The following is a 16,375-nucleotide window of genomic DNA, read 5'->3' as shown; positions in this document are numbered from 1 at the left end:
AACAGGAATACAAATGCATTTGATCAAACAAATAATGATGGTTTTTTTACTTTTTACAAGCATCATCAATGCTTCGGTAGTGATCGGAGGTGAAGTCATTCTCTCCGAAAAAGAGGAGTTGGAGAAGTACGCAAATATGAGCGAATTTGAACAACTCGAAGCGATGAAAGAAAATGGGTTTGATATAAAATATATAAAAAATCCGACCGAGGCAGCACAATTGGCGGCTGTCCGTAAAAAAGCCATGGCAATAGACGATATAGGATACCCGACTGAAAAAGTGCAGTTGGAAGTGATCCATCAAGACCCCCATTACATTATATATATCAAACATCCAACGCAAAAAGTGATATCCGAAGCGTTTAAAAAAGATGGTAATGCAATCAAATATATAAAAAACCCGAGTGAAGAGATGCAGCTGGAAGCAGTGAGAAAAAATGCCTCAGCATTGCAGTATATAAAACTTCCGACACAAAAAGTGAAACTTGAGGCGGTAAAAAAAGATTGGTGGCCGATCAAATATATCAATGAACCAAATGAACAACTGCAATTGATCGCTATTGGACATAATAAAGCGGCTATAAAGTATATAAAAAATCCAACACCAAAAACACAACTAGCGGCAATAAAGCTTGATAAAGAGTTATTTAAATATATTAAAAACCCAACCCGGGAAGTCCAACGTGAAACAGTGAAAAAAGATGGAAGGTTAATTCAGTACATACCAAATCCGGCACTAGAGATACAATTGGAAGCAGTAAAACAAAACGGAACATCAATTCAATATATACAAAAGCCGAGTGAGAAGGTTGTCTTGGCAGCAGCAGAGCAAAATGCGGCATCTTTGCGATTGATAGACCATCTTGGGAAGCAGCTACAAATGACTATAGTTAAAAAGGATCCCGGGGCTATCCGTTTTATCAAAGATCCGGGTCAAAATATTCAGTATATGGCAGTGAAACAAGATCCTATGGCTATGCTTTTTATCAAAGAGCCGAGTCAAAAAGTAAAGCTGGAAGCCGTAGCGCAAGACGGGTATATGATCAATTACATGAAGGAACCAGGCCAGGATGTGGCGTTGAAAGCATTTGAAAGTTATAAAAATGCGATCTATTTTATTAAAAACCCGACAAAACAGATGCAATTGGAAGCGGTAAAAACTGATGGTTATCTGGTGAATTTTATAAAAAACCCAGACCAAGAGGTGGCATTAGAAGCGTTTAAAAGCTATGGAAGTGCCATACAATATATCAAAGATCCAAGTAGGAAAATGCAATTGGAAGCCGTCAAAAAAGATGGATTTGCTATACAGTATATCAAAAACCCAAGTGAGCAGGTACAATTGGCAGCCATCAAACAAAATAGGGATGCAGTATATTACATCAAAGAGCCAAGCCCAAAAGTGAAATTACTTTTTAAGGGGAAATAGCTGTTCGCTCTTGATCTGCTCCCAAAATTGAGCCGCATCAGCAGTCAGCGTATCATTTTTGATTAACTGTAAAGCGTTACTACGATTTTCCGGCCTCCGCCGTACTCCCGATGTTCACCCAGATAGATCCCCTGCCAGGTTCCCAGGTTCATCTTGCCATCTGTCACAGGAATGGTGAGGGCATTGCCAAGAAGCGAAGCTTTGATATGTGCGGGCATATCATCGGCCCCTTCATAGGTATGAAGATAGTAGGGTTTCGCATCTGCAACATCATTAAAAAAGTTCTCCATATCCTCACGTACCGTTGGATCGGCATTTTCATTGATACTGAGTGAAGCACTGGTATGTTTGATGAAAAGATGCAGCATGCCATTCTCTATCGCACTAAAAGAGTCTAATGCCTGTTCGATCTCATGCGTGATGAGATGAAAACCTCGTTGTTTCGGTGATAATGTGATCGTATGCTGTTCTATTGCCATGGCAAAGTATACTATAGTTTTGTTGTCGGATGCGCACTATCGGTCTTCGCTTGAATACTTATTATATACTTAGATAAGATATATAAATACTCATACTTTCAATAGTGTATAATAGGAATGAAAAAATTGTTGGAAAAGGAATAGGGATGAAGGACTTTATCGGTGAATTCAGGGTACTTGTAAGTTACCCCCGCCATATTATTTTACTCTTGATACGTTTGATGCTTGCCTATGGGTTTACACAACCGGCACTCTTGAAAATGAATAATATCCATGAGACAGTGACCTGGTTTACTGAGCTGACCATCCCTTTCCCTGCACTTGTTACTTATCTGGTAACAGGGATTGAGTCACTTGGTATTATCCTGCTTATCCTAGGGCTTTTTACCCGTTATATTTCGGTCTTCCTCTCAATGGTAATGCTGGGTGCCATCTTTTTTGTTCACCTGCCAAACGGTTTTTCGGTTGCCAATAACGGGGTCGAGATACCGCTCTACTACTTTACCTTCTTTATGCTACTGATCAGTTTCGGGGCAGGGAAATTCAGTCTGGACCGCCTCTTCTTTGAAAAAGGAGTGGATAATGAGTGAGTTAAAGAAGGTTTTTCAATGCAGTGCCGGCACTGTGGGCTCTCCTCTGAGGAGCATGTGTGGAGTAGAACTTTGTTCTACTCCAGATCAGCATAGAAAGGAGAGATGATGGATAATCAAGAGAACTTTTTTGCCAAATTTACAGTCCTCGCAGCAGATTGGAGTGTTTTTTTCAAACTACTGCTTTTAGCGATGATGATAGTGATGATCGCGGTTTTTATCTATGACCGTTTTATCCAGCGTAAAAATCAACTCCTTATCAACTATCCTCTGGTAGGGCGTCTTCGTTATCTCTTTTATCTGCTGCGTAATCCTATGCGCCAATACTTCGGGGATGAGACCTACTATGACTCTTTCGAGAAGCTTGAGTGGATAAGCAAGGTCTCTCGCCACCAAAGCCCTTACCTTTCCTTCTCTACTACTTTTCCCCAGTCAAAGCAGGATACACTTTTCAAACATGCGAACTTTGTCAATGAGGTGAGTGAGGTACAGCATGATTTCTCCGTGACATTTGGGGAACAGCACAGGTACCCCTTTAAGTCATACAGTATCATAGGACGTTCAGCGATGAGTGACGGCTCTATCTCTCCGGAAGGGACACGTGCGTTCGCGAGAGGTGCGTATCGGGAGCATTTCCCTATCAATACGGGAGAGGGTGGGTTAACTTCCAATTTTCTGACACTGATGCGCTATGATGTGCTCAGTAATCAGTTTCTGGAAAAAAGAGAGGGAACGATCTTTGCCAAAACGGTCTACCGGGTCATGTACTTTTTTACCAACTCTGAGATCGCACACCGTATCTACCGAAAAATGGTAGTCCGTCAAAAAGACAGGGGATCATTTATCTTTGATCGGTTGAACCTTGTCTTTTTTCGTATCAATTGGGAAGAGCCGATCAAATATTTCCCGGATGAAATACCTCCCGGAGTACCCGATATTGTCTTTCAGATGGGTTCAGGACTCTATGGGGTACGGGATGAAGAGGGGAACTTCGACCCGGACCGTTATGAAAAAGTGATGCGTTTTTGCCGTATGACAGAGATCAAGATCGCTCAGGGTGCCAAGCAGACAGGGGGCAGACTGCTTGCTTCCAAGGTGAGTGAAGATATCGCCTATTATCGCGGGGTGAAAGCACACCAGGATCTTTTCAGCCCCAACCGTTTCCCCTATGCCAAAGATATGGAGATGCTCTTTGACTTTGTCGAAGAGTTGCAGGATATCTCCCAAAAGCCTGTAGGGATCAAGATCGTGATCTCTTCTCGTTCGTCATTTGAAGCGTATGCCAAAGTGTTGAAAAAGCGGCTGGATGAGGGGAAAAAGATCGTAGACTTTATCACGATAGACGGAGGAGACGGCGGTTCTGCCACTGCACCGCTGGAGATGATGAATCGGATCGGTATGTCGATCCAGGCATCATTGCTCATTGTGAATGCGGTTCTTGAGGAGTATGGACTCAGAGAGCATATCAAGATCATTGCCAGTGAGAAGGTACTCACACCCGATGATGTGGTGGAACTGCTCTGTTATGGGGCAGATTTTGTTAATATCGCCAGAGGGTTTATGATCTCTGCGGGGTGTATCCGTGCAAGAGAGTGTTCCGGGGCCAACGGACGTGACTGTCCTGTAGGACTGGCTACCATGAATGAAGCCAAGCGGAGTAAATACCTGGTGATTGAAAAGTCCCACCATATTGCCAACTATCACCGGGCACTGCTCAATGGGGTCAGTTCTCTGCTTGCAGTGATGGGTAAGAGAGAGATAAGCGAACTCAGCATGGAAGATCTGAATTTGAGAAAAGAGGAGAAGTGCTCAGAGGCAGGGAGTTGCAGAAGCTGATCTCTCTTCTCTCTTTTAGAGAGATACAGCGTGAGCTGTGCTTTGAAGCCTACTCTAATGTGATGATCGTACGCTTCTCTTCACCCTCTCTTAAGTATTTAATCTCTACACGGTCCCCCCGGTCATACTTCTCCAGTCTATCAAGCAGTGCAGCGGTATCCTTCACCTTATGTCCATCGATACTCAGGATGAGATCACCGATGGCTGCTCCGTCCTGTGTCAGCATTTTCATACCACGCAGTCCGGCACGGTATGCAGGAGAACTTTCTCTGACGCCTATGACCGCTACCCCTTTGATGCCGAGCTTATCCGTGACTGCTTTGTTCATCTCTTCATCGATCGTAATACCGAGTTGCGGTCTTTGGTAGTGCCCTTGTGCGATCAACCGGGGTACGATACGGTTGACGGTATCGACAGGCACCGCAAAACCGATACCCGCATAGGCTCCCGATGGACTGTAGATAGCCGTATTGATCCCTACAAGTCTTCCTGCACTGTCGAGCAGGGGACCACCGGAGTTACCGGGGTTGATCGCTGCATCGGTCTGGATCAGTCCTTTGATCTGGGATCCATTCTCATTGTAGAGACTGCGGTTGAGTGCAGAGACCACGCCTGTTGTCAGTGTCTGGTCCAGCCCGAAAGGGTTTCCGATGGCATACATCATCTGTCCGACCTGTAGATCCCTGCTGGTTCCGATAGGCAGCGGTGCAGGTATACCTGAGGCGATAGGCATACGCAACACGGCGATGTCATGGTCCGGACTCGCACCGACCAAAACAGCAGTGAAGGTACGATGATCACTCAGCCGTATACGGATCTCGGAAGCCCCTTGAAGCACGTGATAGTTGGTGATAATATGTCCGTGCTTATCCCAGATAAATCCTGAACCCGTCCCGCGCGGGATGCGGGTGATATCTCGGGTCCAGAGGTTGAGCGTATCTGTCAATGTCGTGATATAAACCACTGCCGGGCTGGCCTGACGGAAGATCTCGATATTCATCTTTTCTGTTTCAGAGAGCGCTCCTCTTGCGGTGACTGCACGGGGCTCTGCATGCATAGAGATCCAAAGTGCTTCAAACCGCGGGAGTAAAAAGAGCAGTGCGATCAACCCTATGAGTATGTATAACAAAGTACGTATGGTTTTCAAAAGTGCATCCTGTTTCAGTGTATTTTTCATCACCTCTCACCTTCATTGCTTTTTGCTACTGTACCTATCATAATATGAAAAGATTAACAGTGAATGTGCAGTGTAAAATATCCTCCCAGACTATAGCTGGATAAAGGGAGAGCGGTAAAGTCATTTGATGTGAAAATAGTGTATACTTCGGAATGCAGATGAATAACAGTTACAGAATGACAATTATTGTTCCTATTTATAATGAAATAGATAATCTTGATCGTGTTGAGAAGACATTTTTAGAGTATTTGGCCCAAAGCCCTACCAAAAGTCAGGTACTCTTTGTAGATGACGGTTCTACAGACGGCAGCTTTGACCGGATCATCAGGATATGTGAACACCCCGATTTTCATTTTATAAAATTCAGACAAAACAGGGGATTGAGTACAGCGATCAAAGCCGGTATGGATCATACCGATACCGAGCTGATCGGCTATATCGATGCCGATCTTCAAACGACCCCTTTTGACTTTGACAAGCTTCTGGGTGAGATCGACAGTTGTGATGCAGTGATCGGGTACCGTGCCAAAAGAAAGGATACGCTCAGCAAAAAGCTTCAATCCCGTTTTGCCAATGCGATTCGCCGAAAGCTGATCGATGACGGTGTGATCGATACGGGGTGTCCTCTGAAGGTATTGCGTACCGAGAAAGTGCAAAAGCTTCCATTTTTTGATGGAATGCACCGTTTCATACCGGCACTGCTCAAGCTTGAAGGCGGGGAGATCAGACAGATGGAGGTACAGCACTTTGAACGTATCGCCGGAGAGTCAAAGTTCAATATCTTTAACCGCTCTATCAAACCGCTTCAGGATGCATTTGCCTACCGGTGGATGCGCAGTAGATATATCCGTTATGAAATAGAACAAGCGGATATCTAGTATGCACCAATGGTTTTCCGATCATGCGATCATCTATCTCGTCGGGCTTGTTGCACAGCTGCTTTTTTCTGCCAGACTGCTGGTACAGTGGATACTCTCTGAAAAGGTAAAAAAAGTACTCACTCCGGAACTCTTTTGGCAGTTGAGCCTTGCCGCTTCTTTTCTCTTTTTTCTCTACGGTTGGCTGCGTGACGACTTTGCGATCATGCTGGGACAGACGATCACCTACTTCATCTATATCCGCAATATGCAGATCCAAAAAACCTGGCAGAGACTCTCTCTCTATCTACGCCTGTTTTTATGGGCTTTCCCGGTTTTGATCCTCTTCTATTCCTACTCCAACGGTCAATCTGATATAGAACGACTCTTCTTTAATCAGTCCATACCGTTGTGGCTGATCGTGTGGGGAAGTGTTGCACAGGTTGTCTTTACCTTCCGTTTTATCTATCAATGGATCTACTCTGAAAAGATCAAGCGTTCCCATCTGCCTATAGGGTTTTGGTTGCTGAGTCTGGCAGGGTCACTGATGATCTTAACCTATGCGATTATCAGAAAAGATCCGATACTTTTCCTCGGGCAGCTGTTTGGTTCTGTTATCTATGCACGAAATATCATGATCAGTAAGAAGGAGTCTAAATGAAACAGCATCAGACTACAAGACAAAATGCGTTGATCGCTTTTGGGATCATCCTTTTTGTAACCATCATCGGTATCTATTTCCGGCCGATTATGATCATCGATGAGACACGCTATGTAAGCGTCGCCTGGGAGATGTGGGACAAGGGTTCTTTTCTGGTTCCTTTTATCAATGGTGAGCCTTATCACCATAAACCTCCTCTGCTCTTTTGGCTCTTTCATCTGGACTGGCTGATATTCGGGGTCAATGACGTGAGTATCCGTCTTATCCCGATGCTTTTCGGTCTTGGGACATTGGCGATGATCTATAAACTCTATCTGGCGTTGTGGCAGGATGACCGGGAGGGTGCGGCACAATCTATCCTGGTTGCCTCAGGCATCGTGATCTTTGCTTTTTATAACTCTCTGATCATGTTTGATGTGATCTTGAGCTTTTTTGTATTGCTGGGGGTCTATCATATTATCAAGGTAACACAGAGTCCGTCACGTTACCACTTCATTATGATCGCCGTGGCATTTGGATTGGGCGTTCTTACCAAAGGCCCTGTGATCCTGGTACATCTTCTTACCTTTATGGTGTTTGCCCTCTATTTTATGGAGAAGAGACGATCTAAAGAGTTGTATCTCAAGCTTTCTCTCTCATTTTTAGGGGGTGTTATGATCGCACTTGCCTGGGCGATACCTGCAGGTATCGTTGGAGGAGAAGCATACCGGTATGCGATCTTCTTCGGACAGACTGCCAACAGAATGGTAAACTCATTTGCACACTATCGTCCGTTATGGTGGTATCTGATGTTATTGCCGCTTCTTCTTTTCCCATGGTCACTCTACAAGCCGTTCTATACCTCTATCAAGGCAGTGGTATTTGACTCATCACTGAAAATAATGACAGGATGGTTACTCGCTACACTCTTCTTCTTCTCTCTGATAAGCGGTAAACAGGTGCATTATGTCATGCCTGAGATTGTTGCATTTTCACTGCTCTTTACCAGGGTTTTAAGAAGCACGACTTCTACAGAAACACTCTCTGCAAAGCTGATAGGGTTCAGCTATCTTCTCTATGGTATTGCATTGGCAGCTTTGCCTTTTGTCCTGCCTGTGACAAAAGCCAAGATAACGTTTGAACTTGATATCCTTGCATTTTTGATCTCCGGGGTAGTGATGGTGCTTGCCGGTATCTATTTTATCCGGACAAAGTTCACTTCACAAAACAGAGTGATTGCTTCGGTTGCACTCGGGAGTATCCTTGTAGTGTTTGTCACGCATCTGCCGATACATAATTTCCTCGCGCAACAGGATATATCCGGATTTGCACACTCTATCGCGCAGCTTCAAGAAAAAGAGACTCCTGTATTGCACTATGGCAAGTATCATAACCAATACCAGTTTGCAGGGAGACTACATCATCCCCTGGTGGTTGTCCACGATGAAAAAGAGATCAATGCCTATGTAGAAAAAGATCCTGAAGCGATGATCGTGGTTTATGTCAAGCAAAAAAATATGCAGAGGGTGAATCAAGCGTTGATTGTAGAAAAAACAGGTTTTAAAGGAAGGTATGCACTCTTGATCAAGGCAAAAGAGTATCAGGCATTTTATCACTCGGAAGTAACAAAGCCGTAAGCGTTACTTCTTAAGGTGTAAGGGGGCTCTTCCGGCTTTTTTACGAACTTTATTGAGTGTTTTGAAAACTATAGGCTGTTTGATCACCCACTTCTCAATCCTGTATTTATGTGGGAAATTGACAAACAGCAGACCCGCAATGATAGTGAGTATCCCCTGTCCCGGTAAGAAGAGCATGGCAACACCTGCAATGATCAAAACAATTCCAAAAATATTTTTTATAATGATAGCTATCCCCTGTATCAAAGGGGGATAGTTCTGCCAGGGGTACTTTTGTCTTTTGGGATGGGTGAAGTAGTCAGATGGGATATGTATAATGATCCATGGGATCAAGAGAATGGAGAGCGTGAAGGCGATGATCGCGATGATTGTCGAGATCAACATCTCTTCTCTCCTTTGATTGGATTATCGTGGTAGTCTACAAGATTATGGTTTTAAAGAAAACTTTCCGATCTCTTCCAAAAATGTCGTCGCATACGCCCCTTTTGGGAGAGAGAACTTTACCGTAAGTGTTTTTCTTTCACTCTCATAGCAGGTCTCCACCTCGCTTGGCCAGATCCAGGCATATCTTCTGTCTCCCTTAAGCGAACTGAGCTCTCTGTCATCAAAAGGCGCTTCCAGGTGATACGCATCACTTTTGGCACGCTCTACATTGGCTCCGCAGAGCAGACCTGTAGGTGAGAGTTTTGCTTGTGAAAACATGACTGCACTTTTTGTCATCTCTTTGAGCGGGATTGTCTTCCCGTAGGGGTAGGACTGCAGCATGTCTCCCAGAAAAAGTTTGAAAAACTGCGGTTGTTGTGCAAGGACCTTGACCAGCTCTAACGGATAGTCAAGTTTTTTTGCTGCTTTTTCAGCCGGATATTTGGTGATAGTGGATGAGAGTTTGACACGCATACTCAGCCACTCATTAAAAAGGTGGCTCTGGTAGGCGGATACGAGAAGTTTTTCCTTACTTCCTTTGAGTTTTTTACCGCTGTGTGCGATCTCTTTTCCTTGCTCATAGGAGTGGCTGTCTTCACCGAATCTCTGGTAGCCGTAGTAGTTCGGGAAACCCTCTTTTTGCATTTTCAGGGCAGTGGTACGGAAGAACTTCGCATCCTTGGAAGCAATGTTGTGAAGGACAATGGAAAAGCTGTTTCCCTTGAGATGTCCTATCTTGATAGGTGCCTTGTTATAGGTTCTCTCCAAAATCTCTATCCGTTCAGTCGTGAGGTTTTTATTCAGCTCTTTTTCATACTTTTTAGGCAGTGAGATGTACTGGATCGTTGTGGCATTTTTATCTTTGAGGCCGGCATAACCGATGTCACGTTCATCCAAACCTGTAGCCTTGGAGAGGACATGGATGAGTTTCCATGTACTCATATCGGTCTTTTTGATCTTGAGGATCAGGAAGTTGCCTGAACCGCTGAAACTGTAAAGGGGTAACTCTTCTACAAAGAAGCGTTCGATTGTCTGTTTGAAGTCAAAGTTGATAGGATGGTGGGTATAGGCGTATGTTTTTTGCATAAAGAAATTATATCCAATCGATCACTTGTAACAGTTGTAAAAAAGAGAGATTCGTTAAATTTCACGGAGTAATGTATAATGCTATAGAGAGTTGAAGGAGTATAGGTGTCACCTGTTTTATCGTTTTCCATGTCAAGAGTTGCAGGTATGATGCTGGTTGCACTGCTGCTTTCCGGCTGTGCCTTAAAGTCCCGTCAGTTTGCTGCACCTGAGGAGGCAGAGTATACAAAAGCCGCCATTACAGGATACAAGCATATCCGCTACTGGGGAGACCGGAGGGCAGAGTATGCCGATACAACGATGGATCGTTTAAAGTTAAACAAGAAGCTGCATAACAGGGTGGATATCCTGGCCCTTTCAGGTGGAGCAGAAGACGGGGCATATGGTGCAGGTTTTCTAAAAGGATGGAGTGAGCGTGGTGACCGACCCGAATTTACGATGGTTACGGGGATCTCTACGGGTGCACTGATCGCACCTTTTGCTTTTTTGGGAGCGGAGTATGACCCTGTGCTCAAAAGGCTCTTTACCGAAAGTTCCAAGAAAAACATCTTTGTACTGACCCCGTTTACGGCACTGTTTGGCGGTTCTGCCGTGGCAGATACGGCACCGCTTAGAGATATTCTGAAAGAGGAGATCGATGATGCGTTTGTTGCCGCACTGGCGAGGGAGGCGAGAAAAGGCCGTATCCTCCAGATCGGTACTACGAATCTGGATGCTCAACGCCCTGTCATATGGGAGGTCAGTGAGATCGCCAAAAGCGGACATCCCGATGCCAAGTATCTTATTCAGCAGATCATGCTGGCTTCGGCTTCTGTTCCGGGGGTTTTCCCTCCTGTATTGATCGAGGTGACGATAGAGGGGAAAAAATATCAGGAACTTCATGTGGACGGCGGTGTGACGCAACAGATATTTGTATACCCATATGCCCTTGACGTAAAGTGGTATGAAAAAGCATTAGGGATCCGACCCCAAAAGAATCTCTGGCTGATACGCAATACGAAAATAACGCCCGAATACAAAATTGTTGACCTTGGTGTCAGTGATATTGCCAGTCGTTCTATCAGTACATTGATCAAGTACCAGGGAAGGGATAATCTAAAAAATATTATGTCACTCGCAAAGCGTGATAACTTCAAGGTATCTATCACCCATGTGCCCGGCAGTTTTGACACACCGCTTGAAGAGATGTTCGATAAAAGATATATGAGAGCCCTTTACCAGGTAGGTTACGAAAAAGGGCGTTCCGATTTGGCATGGCAGAGGGGCTTAGAGTAAAATGATCTAAGAGAGGGAGGCGTTATCCGCATTTCCCAGGAGCACACTTCATCCCTCCGCATTTTCCCTCAAGTTTACTCTTGATACTGCCTGACTGCATCTCATCAAGCATCTGTTGTGTCTCCACCGGATGGGCGATAAAGTTGTACGCTTTGTAGAGCGTGTATACTCCGTAGATGATCACTAAAAATGAAGCCAACTTCATCATCACACCACGCAGTGAACCTTTCTGAAGGAACTTTGTAACCGTTCCAAGAAAAAAGAGTGCAGGGACCGTAGCAAGTCCGAAGGTTGCCATGACGATAGCACCCCAAAGCGGCGAGGCAGTACTGGCTGCAAAGATCGCAAAGGAGTAGACAAGACCGCACGGGATGATACCGTTGAGCATTCCGAGCAGAAAAAAGCTCGAGTAACTCTTGGAGGTGATCAGTTTACGGAAGTTGTTCTGATACCAGCCGTTTTTTGAGATAGAAAACTCTGCAGAGTTGAGGAATTTGAAATTCCCCACAAGCGACAATCCCGCAAGGATCATCAATACTCCCGTGAGTAAAAAAAGCACCCCTTTGGTTGTCGGGGTAAATGCGATGGCCCGTCCGAGAAGTCCAAACATGGCACCGAGGATCGCATAGGTGGCAACACGTCCGAAGTTGTATGTCAGGTGCTGACTGGTCTGCTGCCACCAGGCACTTTTTGGATCGATCTTGGTAGAACTGTACGCTACAACGATCCCTCCGCACATTCCGATACAGTGTCCCACGCTTCCTAAAAATGCCGTGGTTAAGATAATGATAAGGTCTATATTTTCCATAACGAAACTATAGTATTATTTTGTTAAAATTGTATTAATTTACCGTAGAGGATTGCATGTGATCAAAAAGTTAAAACGAAATTTTATCAAGATGTTCCGTGAGCTTTTGGTGTATCATCATAGTTCATTGGAGTATAGGGCAAAGATCCTGACACTGATGGTTTCATCCAATGAAAGGATAGATGCGTGTGAAGAACAAGCGCTCAAAGAGATAGCACATCATATCTATCTGGATGATCCGGACAGGGCAGAGTTGTTGATCGATACGGTAAAAGAGTATCATGAGAAGATCGTTACAAACAACGGGCTGGATTTTGAACACCTGGTTCAGGATGTTGAGAGAGAAAGCAGGGCAGTCAACCGTTACGTAGAAAAGATCGACTTGGAGCGTCTTGGAAAGCTGCATAACTGTATGAAAGATGAAGAGGATATTATATTTCAGCAGAGAATTTTAGAGTTTTTACAGATGCTTAAAGAAGAATATGGTAGAAAAGAGAGAGTCAATAAATAGTTTTCATCAAAGAAAAAAAAGGGGGGAGGGGTGATGGAATGGTATCGTTTTATTGTCAGCGGAAGAGTGCAGGGGGTTTTTTATCGGAAGTCGGTTTCCCAATTATTGATGCAGAAGCAGTTCAAGGGCTATATAAGAAACCTGCATGACGGGACGGTCGAAGTCGTGGCCGAGATCTATGATGAAGACTTTGATACCTTTGTGCAGATACTGCGGGAGGGGTCGCCTTTTAGCAGTGTCGAAGAGATAGATCATCAGATCATAGATGATGCAGAGTTTCACACAGACGGATTTGAGATACGTTATTAGGAGTAGAGATGAGTAGTGGATGGACATGTCAATATATGGGAACGAACGGAGAGGAGAAAGAGTGGTGTATCAAGCTTTCTCACAAGTGTGATCCCGGATGTAAAGGGTGTGTGATCTACAACCAGGTGACATTTTCCGAACCCGATATCTCAGAAGAACAGCAGCGTAAAATAAAAAAACGGAGTGACAATCCATTAAAAAGATAATCGTTAATAAAAGAATAAAAAAAGAGGGGGAAAGATGATAACAATAGATGAGTTTTTAGAAGCGTGCCAAAAGTCGTTTGAGGCACTTGAAAAAGATTTTGGCAGAGATGCAGAGACAGAGGCACGGTGTTGGTACAGTGAAGAGCTTGCACAAGATGAAGAGCTTATGCGGTATACCGTTGAGAAGTTAGCACAGTTGTGTGATTAGGTCCATAGGCAAGGAGAGATTACGACAGTTGCAAATACCAAGTATATTCCTCATGAGAGGCTTGTATCTTCCGCTCTTTCTTTCAGTGCCTCATTCATTTGCCTGAATCCTTCTCTTGTATTTCTGTCGAGGCTTCTCCAAAGTAGTGGAACAAGCAAACCGCTGAAGTTTTCTTTTTGCGTTAAGAGAGCCCCCGATTTAGTCGGTTCGATGTTGAAACTATGTTCACCATCAAAGATTCCGGGAAAGAGGAAACGACCGAGCCAGCTAAACTCTCTGTTCTCAATCACATTTTTTACCGTAGGCCGAAATACCATTGCTTTACTGTGAGGCGGAGAGATACGTACTTTGAGTTTTTCGCCAACCTTGGCTTCCCCTTCGAGCTCTTTGATAAACGGGTTCCACTCAGGGTATTTCTGAAAGTCACACAATATTGACCACACCTTTTCCGGGGATGCCGATATCTCAATGTTTGTTTCTAACGTTTTCAAAACTTTCTCCTATAGTGTATGGTATTGTTTATCATTCTGAAACCTTGAGGATTGGATGGAGAGATCGACTCGCCTTAATCCGCTGTTTCCATCCCTTGATCATACTTTCCGTCGCGGGCTTGACCGTTTAGCCTAGAGCGTTTGAGTAATGTTTTTTGGGCTATTTCCGCATTGTTCTCTTCTCCTCTCCATGCTTCTAGTACCGGAGCCTGAAGCGCACGTCCATAGGAAAAACTGACTTCCCACGGATGTGGGCCTATCTTGTTCATGGCATTCAGGTTGGCAGTGGCATCCTCCGCACTCTGCCCACCGGAAAGAAACAGGAGTCCGGGGACGGCCGCGGGTACATAGCGGCTCATGCAACGGATCGTTGCCTCGGCAATCCTTTCCGGGCTTTCCTGACGCCCGCATTTCAACCCCGGGATGACCATATTTGGCTTGAGGAGCATCCCCTCAAAGAGTACGCGGTGGGCATCCAGCTCTGTGAAGACGGATTCCAGTACCCTGGAGGTTACTTCTTCGCAGCGTTCGATGGTATGACTGCCGTCCATCAGTACTTCAGGTTCCACGATCGGTACGATATCGAGCTCCTGGCAGAGTGCGGCATAACGTGCCAAGGCGTGGGCATTGGCTTCTATCGCGTACTCCGTAGGGATATCGTGCTCGTCGATCTCGATCACTGCCCGCCACTTTGCGAACTTCGCCCCCAGCGCTTTATACTCAACCAGCCGGTCGCGCAGACCATCCAGTCCCTCTGTGACCTTTTCACCGGGGAAGAGTGCCAGATCTTTTGCACGTTTGTCCACCTTGATCCCAGGCATGATACCCCTGCTGAGCAGGAGTTCGGCGAAAGGCGTGCCGTCTTTTGTACTTTGGCGCAGTGTTTCATCATAGAGGATGACACCGCCGATATAACGTTCGATCCCTTCACTGGTAAAAAGTATCTCCCGGTACCTTCGGCGGCTCTCTTCGGTGGACTCGACATTGACCCTGTCGAAACGTTTTTTGATCGTGGGTGTACTTTCGTCTGCCGCCAGGACACCTTTCTGTTTTGCGACAATGGCATTTGCTATAGATATGAGAATTTCTTTGTTCATGTGTAACCCCTTTGAATGTATTATCTTTACACATAAGTTCTATCATTGAATGGAGCTGTCTAGTATGTAAGAGTATACAGAAAAAGGATCGCTATTTCAAGCAAAATGATAGAAGAGTGGAGACTTCAGTCCCATAAATCTTTTGGATCCCGTTCAGATTGTTTTGTTGGAAGCGATCAGAAGGTATATAAGATTTCTACTCCAAATAAGGTTATTTCAAATTGCTGATGATGCTCTTTAACTGGTTCCCATCGTCCCCGATGGGTAACCTTATGCCCTAAGAGTGTTTTTGGTTTCGTAATCACCAATCAGTGCATCGAGAGGAATATGAAGTTTTTGGTGAAGATTTCTTATATAGTTGAGATTTAACTTTCGTTTGAGATTCAATACATCAGAAACTTTTGATTTATCCCCAAAACAATCGACAATATCTTTTTGTTTCAACCCCATTTGATCCATTCTGAACTTGATCGCCTCAATAGGATGAGGAAGCTCGATAGGATAGTGCTCCTCTTCATATTTCTCTACAAGCAGCGTTAGAAGTTCTAGCTCATCTCCTTTGGGAGTATCAGGCTTGGCATCAAAAATAGCTTCTATTCTCTCCATCGCGTTTTCATAGTCAGTTTCGGTTTTTAATACTTTTATTCTCATCTTATACCTCGTTTGCATCTATTTTGTCATACTCTTTATGCGTTCCTACAAATCTAATGTAAATCACACCAAAGTCATAATTTATCTTTACGATCAGCCTGTATTTGTTTCCGTGTATATTGAAAACAAACCTGCTGTCTTTTAAGATACTGGCATTCTTATACTGTGCCTTGATATCATTGGGAGTTTGCCACTTTGCCTGACTGGCTTCATCAAACCATGCCTTTAAAGCCTGTTCGCTATCTGTATATTCCGGCTGTTCCCAAAACTCTTTGAGCGTTTTTCTTGCAATGATTCTCATGAGGTATTATAGCAAAAAGTTACCAAAATGGCAACAAAATAGTATATGGATCAAATGAACCAAAAACTCCGCATTGTTGTGTGTGTTTTACTATCCTAAAAAGGATAGAAGATGAAACCCTACCCGAATACAGAGCAAGTAAAATGGATGATCGGTTTGGCTACTCGATATGTGCCATAAGAAGCTATATCGGATCAGAACAAAAAGATATAGAGTCAGATAGGACCAAAACCACGAAAGACTGCCGTATGAGGGTGACAAGTGGATCGAACAGCATGCGACGACGTATGACTGGACGTATGAGCATACGGCGAAACAACCGCACGCTCCGACGAAGATCGGTAACCGTGTCTTTACGTATGAC

At 44.5% G+C, this 16,375-nt stretch carries 20 protein-coding genes; 11 read left to right on the top strand and 9 right to left on the bottom strand.

Annotated features, from left to right (window positions below; all coding sequences use genetic code 11):
* Positions 1 to 13 precede the first annotated feature (13 nt).
* Entirely contained in the window at positions 14 to 1,429 is a 1,416-nt protein-coding gene (locus AC4JOV_RS08505; protein ID WP_229938008.1) for a DUF4116 domain-containing protein, read from the top strand.
* A 62-nt stretch (positions 1,430 to 1,491) separates the two neighbouring features.
* Here AC4JOV_RS08505 and AC4JOV_RS08500 read toward each other — a convergent pair whose 3' ends face one another.
* Positions 1,492 to 1,908: a secondary thiamine-phosphate synthase enzyme YjbQ gene (locus AC4JOV_RS08500; protein WP_229938009.1), complete on the bottom strand. Its 417-nt coding sequence runs from the start codon at positions 1,906 to 1,908 to the stop codon at positions 1,492 to 1,494.
* A 146-nt stretch (positions 1,909 to 2,054) separates the two neighbouring features.
* Between AC4JOV_RS08500 and AC4JOV_RS08495 the strand changes: the two genes are divergently transcribed.
* Both AC4JOV_RS08495 and AC4JOV_RS08490 read left to right on the top strand, forming a co-directional pair.
* A complete protein-coding gene (locus AC4JOV_RS08495; RefSeq protein ID WP_229938010.1) occupies positions 2,055 to 2,498 on the top strand; it encodes a DoxX family protein in 444 nt (147 codons plus the stop codon).
* Positions 2,499 to 2,606: 108 nt separating this feature from the next.
* Positions 2,607 to 4,334 carry an FMN-binding glutamate synthase family protein gene (locus tag AC4JOV_RS08490; protein ID WP_229938011.1) on the top strand — a complete coding sequence of 576 codons (1,728 nt, stop codon included), beginning with the start codon at positions 2,607 to 2,609 and terminating at the stop codon, positions 4,332 to 4,334.
* A gap of 49 nt (positions 4,335 to 4,383) precedes the next feature.
* Here the strand turns inward: AC4JOV_RS08490 and AC4JOV_RS08485 are convergent, their stop codons facing one another.
* On the bottom strand, positions 4,384 to 5,511 hold the full coding sequence (locus AC4JOV_RS08485; protein WP_229938012.1) for a S1C family serine protease: 1,128 nt from the start codon (positions 5,509 to 5,511) through the stop codon (positions 4,384 to 4,386).
* 152 nt (positions 5,512 to 5,663) lie between these two features.
* On the opposite strand from AC4JOV_RS08485, the gene AC4JOV_RS08480 reads away from it, so the two are divergent.
* From AC4JOV_RS08480 to AC4JOV_RS08470, 3 genes are read left to right on the top strand one after another with little or no spacing between them, the layout of a single operon-like run.
* Positions 5,664 to 6,389, top strand: a complete 726-nt coding sequence (locus tag AC4JOV_RS08480; protein WP_491522133.1) for a glycosyltransferase family 2 protein — start codon at positions 5,664 to 5,666, stop codon at positions 6,387 to 6,389.
* A gap of 1 nt (position 6,390) precedes the next feature.
* Positions 6,391 to 7,029 (top strand): lipid-A-disaccharide synthase N-terminal domain-containing protein, encoded by a 639-nt coding sequence (locus tag AC4JOV_RS08475; RefSeq protein WP_229938014.1) that lies wholly within the window; start codon positions 6,391 to 6,393, stop codon positions 7,027 to 7,029.
* Positions 7,026 to 8,645, top strand: coding sequence for an ArnT family glycosyltransferase (locus AC4JOV_RS08470; RefSeq protein WP_229938015.1), 1,620 nt, complete (start codon positions 7,026 to 7,028; stop codon positions 8,643 to 8,645). Before AC4JOV_RS08475 ends, AC4JOV_RS08470 begins: the two co-directional genes overlap by 4 nt.
* A 3-nt stretch (positions 8,646 to 8,648) precedes the next feature.
* Here the strand turns inward: AC4JOV_RS08470 and AC4JOV_RS08465 are convergent, their stop codons facing one another.
* Both AC4JOV_RS08465 and truD read right to left on the bottom strand, forming a co-directional pair.
* A complete protein-coding gene (locus AC4JOV_RS08465; protein WP_229938016.1) occupies positions 8,649 to 9,029 on the bottom strand; it encodes a PGPGW domain-containing protein in 381 nt (126 codons plus the stop codon).
* Between the two features lie 42 nt (positions 9,030 to 9,071).
* On the bottom strand, positions 9,072 to 10,154 hold the full coding sequence (gene truD / locus AC4JOV_RS08460) for a tRNA pseudouridine(13) synthase TruD (protein WP_229938017.1): 1,083 nt from the start codon (positions 10,152 to 10,154) through the stop codon (positions 9,072 to 9,074).
* A gap of 105 nt (positions 10,155 to 10,259) precedes the next feature.
* On the opposite strand from truD, the gene AC4JOV_RS08455 reads away from it, so the two are divergent.
* Positions 10,260 to 11,429, top strand: coding sequence for a patatin-like phospholipase family protein (locus AC4JOV_RS08455; RefSeq protein ID WP_229938018.1), 1,170 nt, complete (start codon positions 10,260 to 10,262; stop codon positions 11,427 to 11,429).
* Between the two features lie 22 nt (positions 11,430 to 11,451).
* On the opposite strand, the gene AC4JOV_RS08450 is transcribed toward AC4JOV_RS08455, so the two are convergent.
* Positions 11,452 to 12,237 (bottom strand): sulfite exporter TauE/SafE family protein, encoded by a 786-nt coding sequence (locus AC4JOV_RS08450; protein WP_229938019.1) that lies wholly within the window; start codon positions 12,235 to 12,237, stop codon positions 11,452 to 11,454.
* A gap of 58 nt (positions 12,238 to 12,295) precedes the next feature.
* On the opposite strand from AC4JOV_RS08450, the gene AC4JOV_RS08445 reads away from it, so the two are divergent.
* The 4 genes from AC4JOV_RS08445 to AC4JOV_RS08430 are packed head-to-tail and all read left to right on the top strand — an operon-like array spanning position 12,296 to position 13,471.
* Positions 12,296 to 12,748 carry a hypothetical protein gene (locus AC4JOV_RS08445; RefSeq protein WP_229938020.1) on the top strand — a complete coding sequence of 151 codons (453 nt, stop codon included), beginning with the start codon at positions 12,296 to 12,298 and terminating at the stop codon, positions 12,746 to 12,748.
* A 33-nt stretch (positions 12,749 to 12,781) separates the two neighbouring features.
* The gene (locus AC4JOV_RS08440; RefSeq protein ID WP_229938021.1) at positions 12,782 to 13,057 is read left to right on the top strand and encodes an acylphosphatase; all 276 of its coding nucleotides are present in this window, start codon (positions 12,782 to 12,784) and stop codon (positions 13,055 to 13,057) included.
* Positions 13,058 to 13,065: 8 nt separating this feature from the next.
* Positions 13,066 to 13,263 carry a hypothetical protein gene (locus AC4JOV_RS08435; RefSeq protein WP_229938022.1) on the top strand — a complete coding sequence of 66 codons (198 nt, stop codon included), beginning with the start codon at positions 13,066 to 13,068 and terminating at the stop codon, positions 13,261 to 13,263.
* 34 nt (positions 13,264 to 13,297) lie between these two features.
* The gene (locus tag AC4JOV_RS08430; protein ID WP_229938023.1) at positions 13,298 to 13,471 is read left to right on the top strand and encodes a hypothetical protein; all 174 of its coding nucleotides are present in this window, start codon (positions 13,298 to 13,300) and stop codon (positions 13,469 to 13,471) included.
* A 50-nt stretch (positions 13,472 to 13,521) separates the two neighbouring features.
* On the opposite strand, the gene AC4JOV_RS08425 is transcribed toward AC4JOV_RS08430, so the two are convergent.
* From AC4JOV_RS08425 to AC4JOV_RS08410, 4 genes are all read right to left on the bottom strand, one after another.
* Complete coding sequence (locus AC4JOV_RS08425; RefSeq protein WP_229938024.1) at positions 13,522 to 13,962, bottom strand: SRPBCC domain-containing protein; 441 nt, start codon at positions 13,960 to 13,962, stop codon at positions 13,522 to 13,524.
* A 74-nt stretch (positions 13,963 to 14,036) separates the two neighbouring features.
* Positions 14,037 to 15,059 carry a class I fructose-bisphosphate aldolase gene (locus tag AC4JOV_RS08420; RefSeq protein WP_229938025.1) on the bottom strand — a complete coding sequence of 341 codons (1,023 nt, stop codon included), beginning with the start codon at positions 15,057 to 15,059 and terminating at the stop codon, positions 14,037 to 14,039.
* A 270-nt stretch (positions 15,060 to 15,329) separates the two neighbouring features.
* Positions 15,330 to 15,710 carry a helix-turn-helix domain-containing protein gene (locus AC4JOV_RS08415; RefSeq protein WP_229938026.1) on the bottom strand — a complete coding sequence of 127 codons (381 nt, stop codon included), beginning with the start codon at positions 15,708 to 15,710 and terminating at the stop codon, positions 15,330 to 15,332.
* Position 15,711: 1 nt separating this feature from the next.
* Positions 15,712 to 16,011, bottom strand: a complete 300-nt coding sequence (locus AC4JOV_RS08410) for a type II toxin-antitoxin system HigB family toxin (protein ID WP_229938027.1) — start codon at positions 16,009 to 16,011, stop codon at positions 15,712 to 15,714.
* Positions 16,012 to 16,375 lie beyond the last annotated feature (364 nt).

Source organism: Sulfurovum sp. MH2-6, from assembly GCF_058374785.1.
The sequence above is the reverse complement of the archived record's forward strand: the minus strand, read 5'-3'. Positions and strand labels throughout refer to the sequence as shown.

What these genes read in the sequence shown, in the direction of transcription:
- AC4JOV_RS08505 (WP_229938008.1), top strand. Translation starts at nt 14, where the DNA reads ATGCATTTGATCAAACAAATAATGATGGTTTTTTTACTTTTTACAAGC.
- AC4JOV_RS08500 (WP_229938009.1), bottom strand. Translation starts at nt 1,908, where the DNA reads ATGGCAATAGAACAGCATACGATCACATTATCACCGAAACAACGAGGT.
- AC4JOV_RS08495 (WP_229938010.1), top strand. Translation starts at nt 2,055, where the DNA reads ATGAAGGACTTTATCGGTGAATTCAGGGTACTTGTAAGTTACCCCCGC.
- AC4JOV_RS08490 (WP_229938011.1), top strand. Translation starts at nt 2,607, where the DNA reads ATGGATAATCAAGAGAACTTTTTTGCCAAATTTACAGTCCTCGCAGCA.
- AC4JOV_RS08485 (WP_229938012.1), bottom strand. Translation starts at nt 5,511, where the DNA reads ATGAAAAATACACTGAAACAGGATGCACTTTTGAAAACCATACGTACT.
- AC4JOV_RS08480 (WP_491522133.1), top strand. Translation starts at nt 5,664, where the DNA reads ATGCAGATGAATAACAGTTACAGAATGACAATTATTGTTCCTATTTAT.
- AC4JOV_RS08475 (WP_229938014.1), top strand. Translation starts at nt 6,391, where the DNA reads ATGCACCAATGGTTTTCCGATCATGCGATCATCTATCTCGTCGGGCTT.
- AC4JOV_RS08470 (WP_229938015.1), top strand. Translation starts at nt 7,026, where the DNA reads ATGAAACAGCATCAGACTACAAGACAAAATGCGTTGATCGCTTTTGGG.
- AC4JOV_RS08465 (WP_229938016.1), bottom strand. Translation starts at nt 9,029, where the DNA reads ATGTTGATCTCGACAATCATCGCGATCATCGCCTTCACGCTCTCCATT.
- truD (WP_229938017.1), bottom strand. Translation starts at nt 10,154, where the DNA reads ATGCAAAAAACATACGCCTATACCCACCATCCTATCAACTTTGACTTC.
- AC4JOV_RS08450 (WP_229938019.1), bottom strand. Translation starts at nt 12,237, where the DNA reads ATGGAAAATATAGACCTTATCATTATCTTAACCACGGCATTTTTAGGA.
- AC4JOV_RS08440 (WP_229938021.1), top strand. Translation starts at nt 12,782, where the DNA reads ATGGAATGGTATCGTTTTATTGTCAGCGGAAGAGTGCAGGGGGTTTTT.
- AC4JOV_RS08435 (WP_229938022.1), top strand. Translation starts at nt 13,066, where the DNA reads ATGAGTAGTGGATGGACATGTCAATATATGGGAACGAACGGAGAGGAG.
- AC4JOV_RS08430 (WP_229938023.1), top strand. Translation starts at nt 13,298, where the DNA reads ATGATAACAATAGATGAGTTTTTAGAAGCGTGCCAAAAGTCGTTTGAG.
- AC4JOV_RS08420 (WP_229938025.1), bottom strand. Translation starts at nt 15,059, where the DNA reads ATGAACAAAGAAATTCTCATATCTATAGCAAATGCCATTGTCGCAAAA.
- AC4JOV_RS08415 (WP_229938026.1), bottom strand. Translation starts at nt 15,710, where the DNA reads ATGAGAATAAAAGTATTAAAAACCGAAACTGACTATGAAAACGCGATG.
- AC4JOV_RS08410 (WP_229938027.1), bottom strand. Translation starts at nt 16,011, where the DNA reads ATGAGAATCATTGCAAGAAAAACGCTCAAAGAGTTTTGGGAACAGCCG.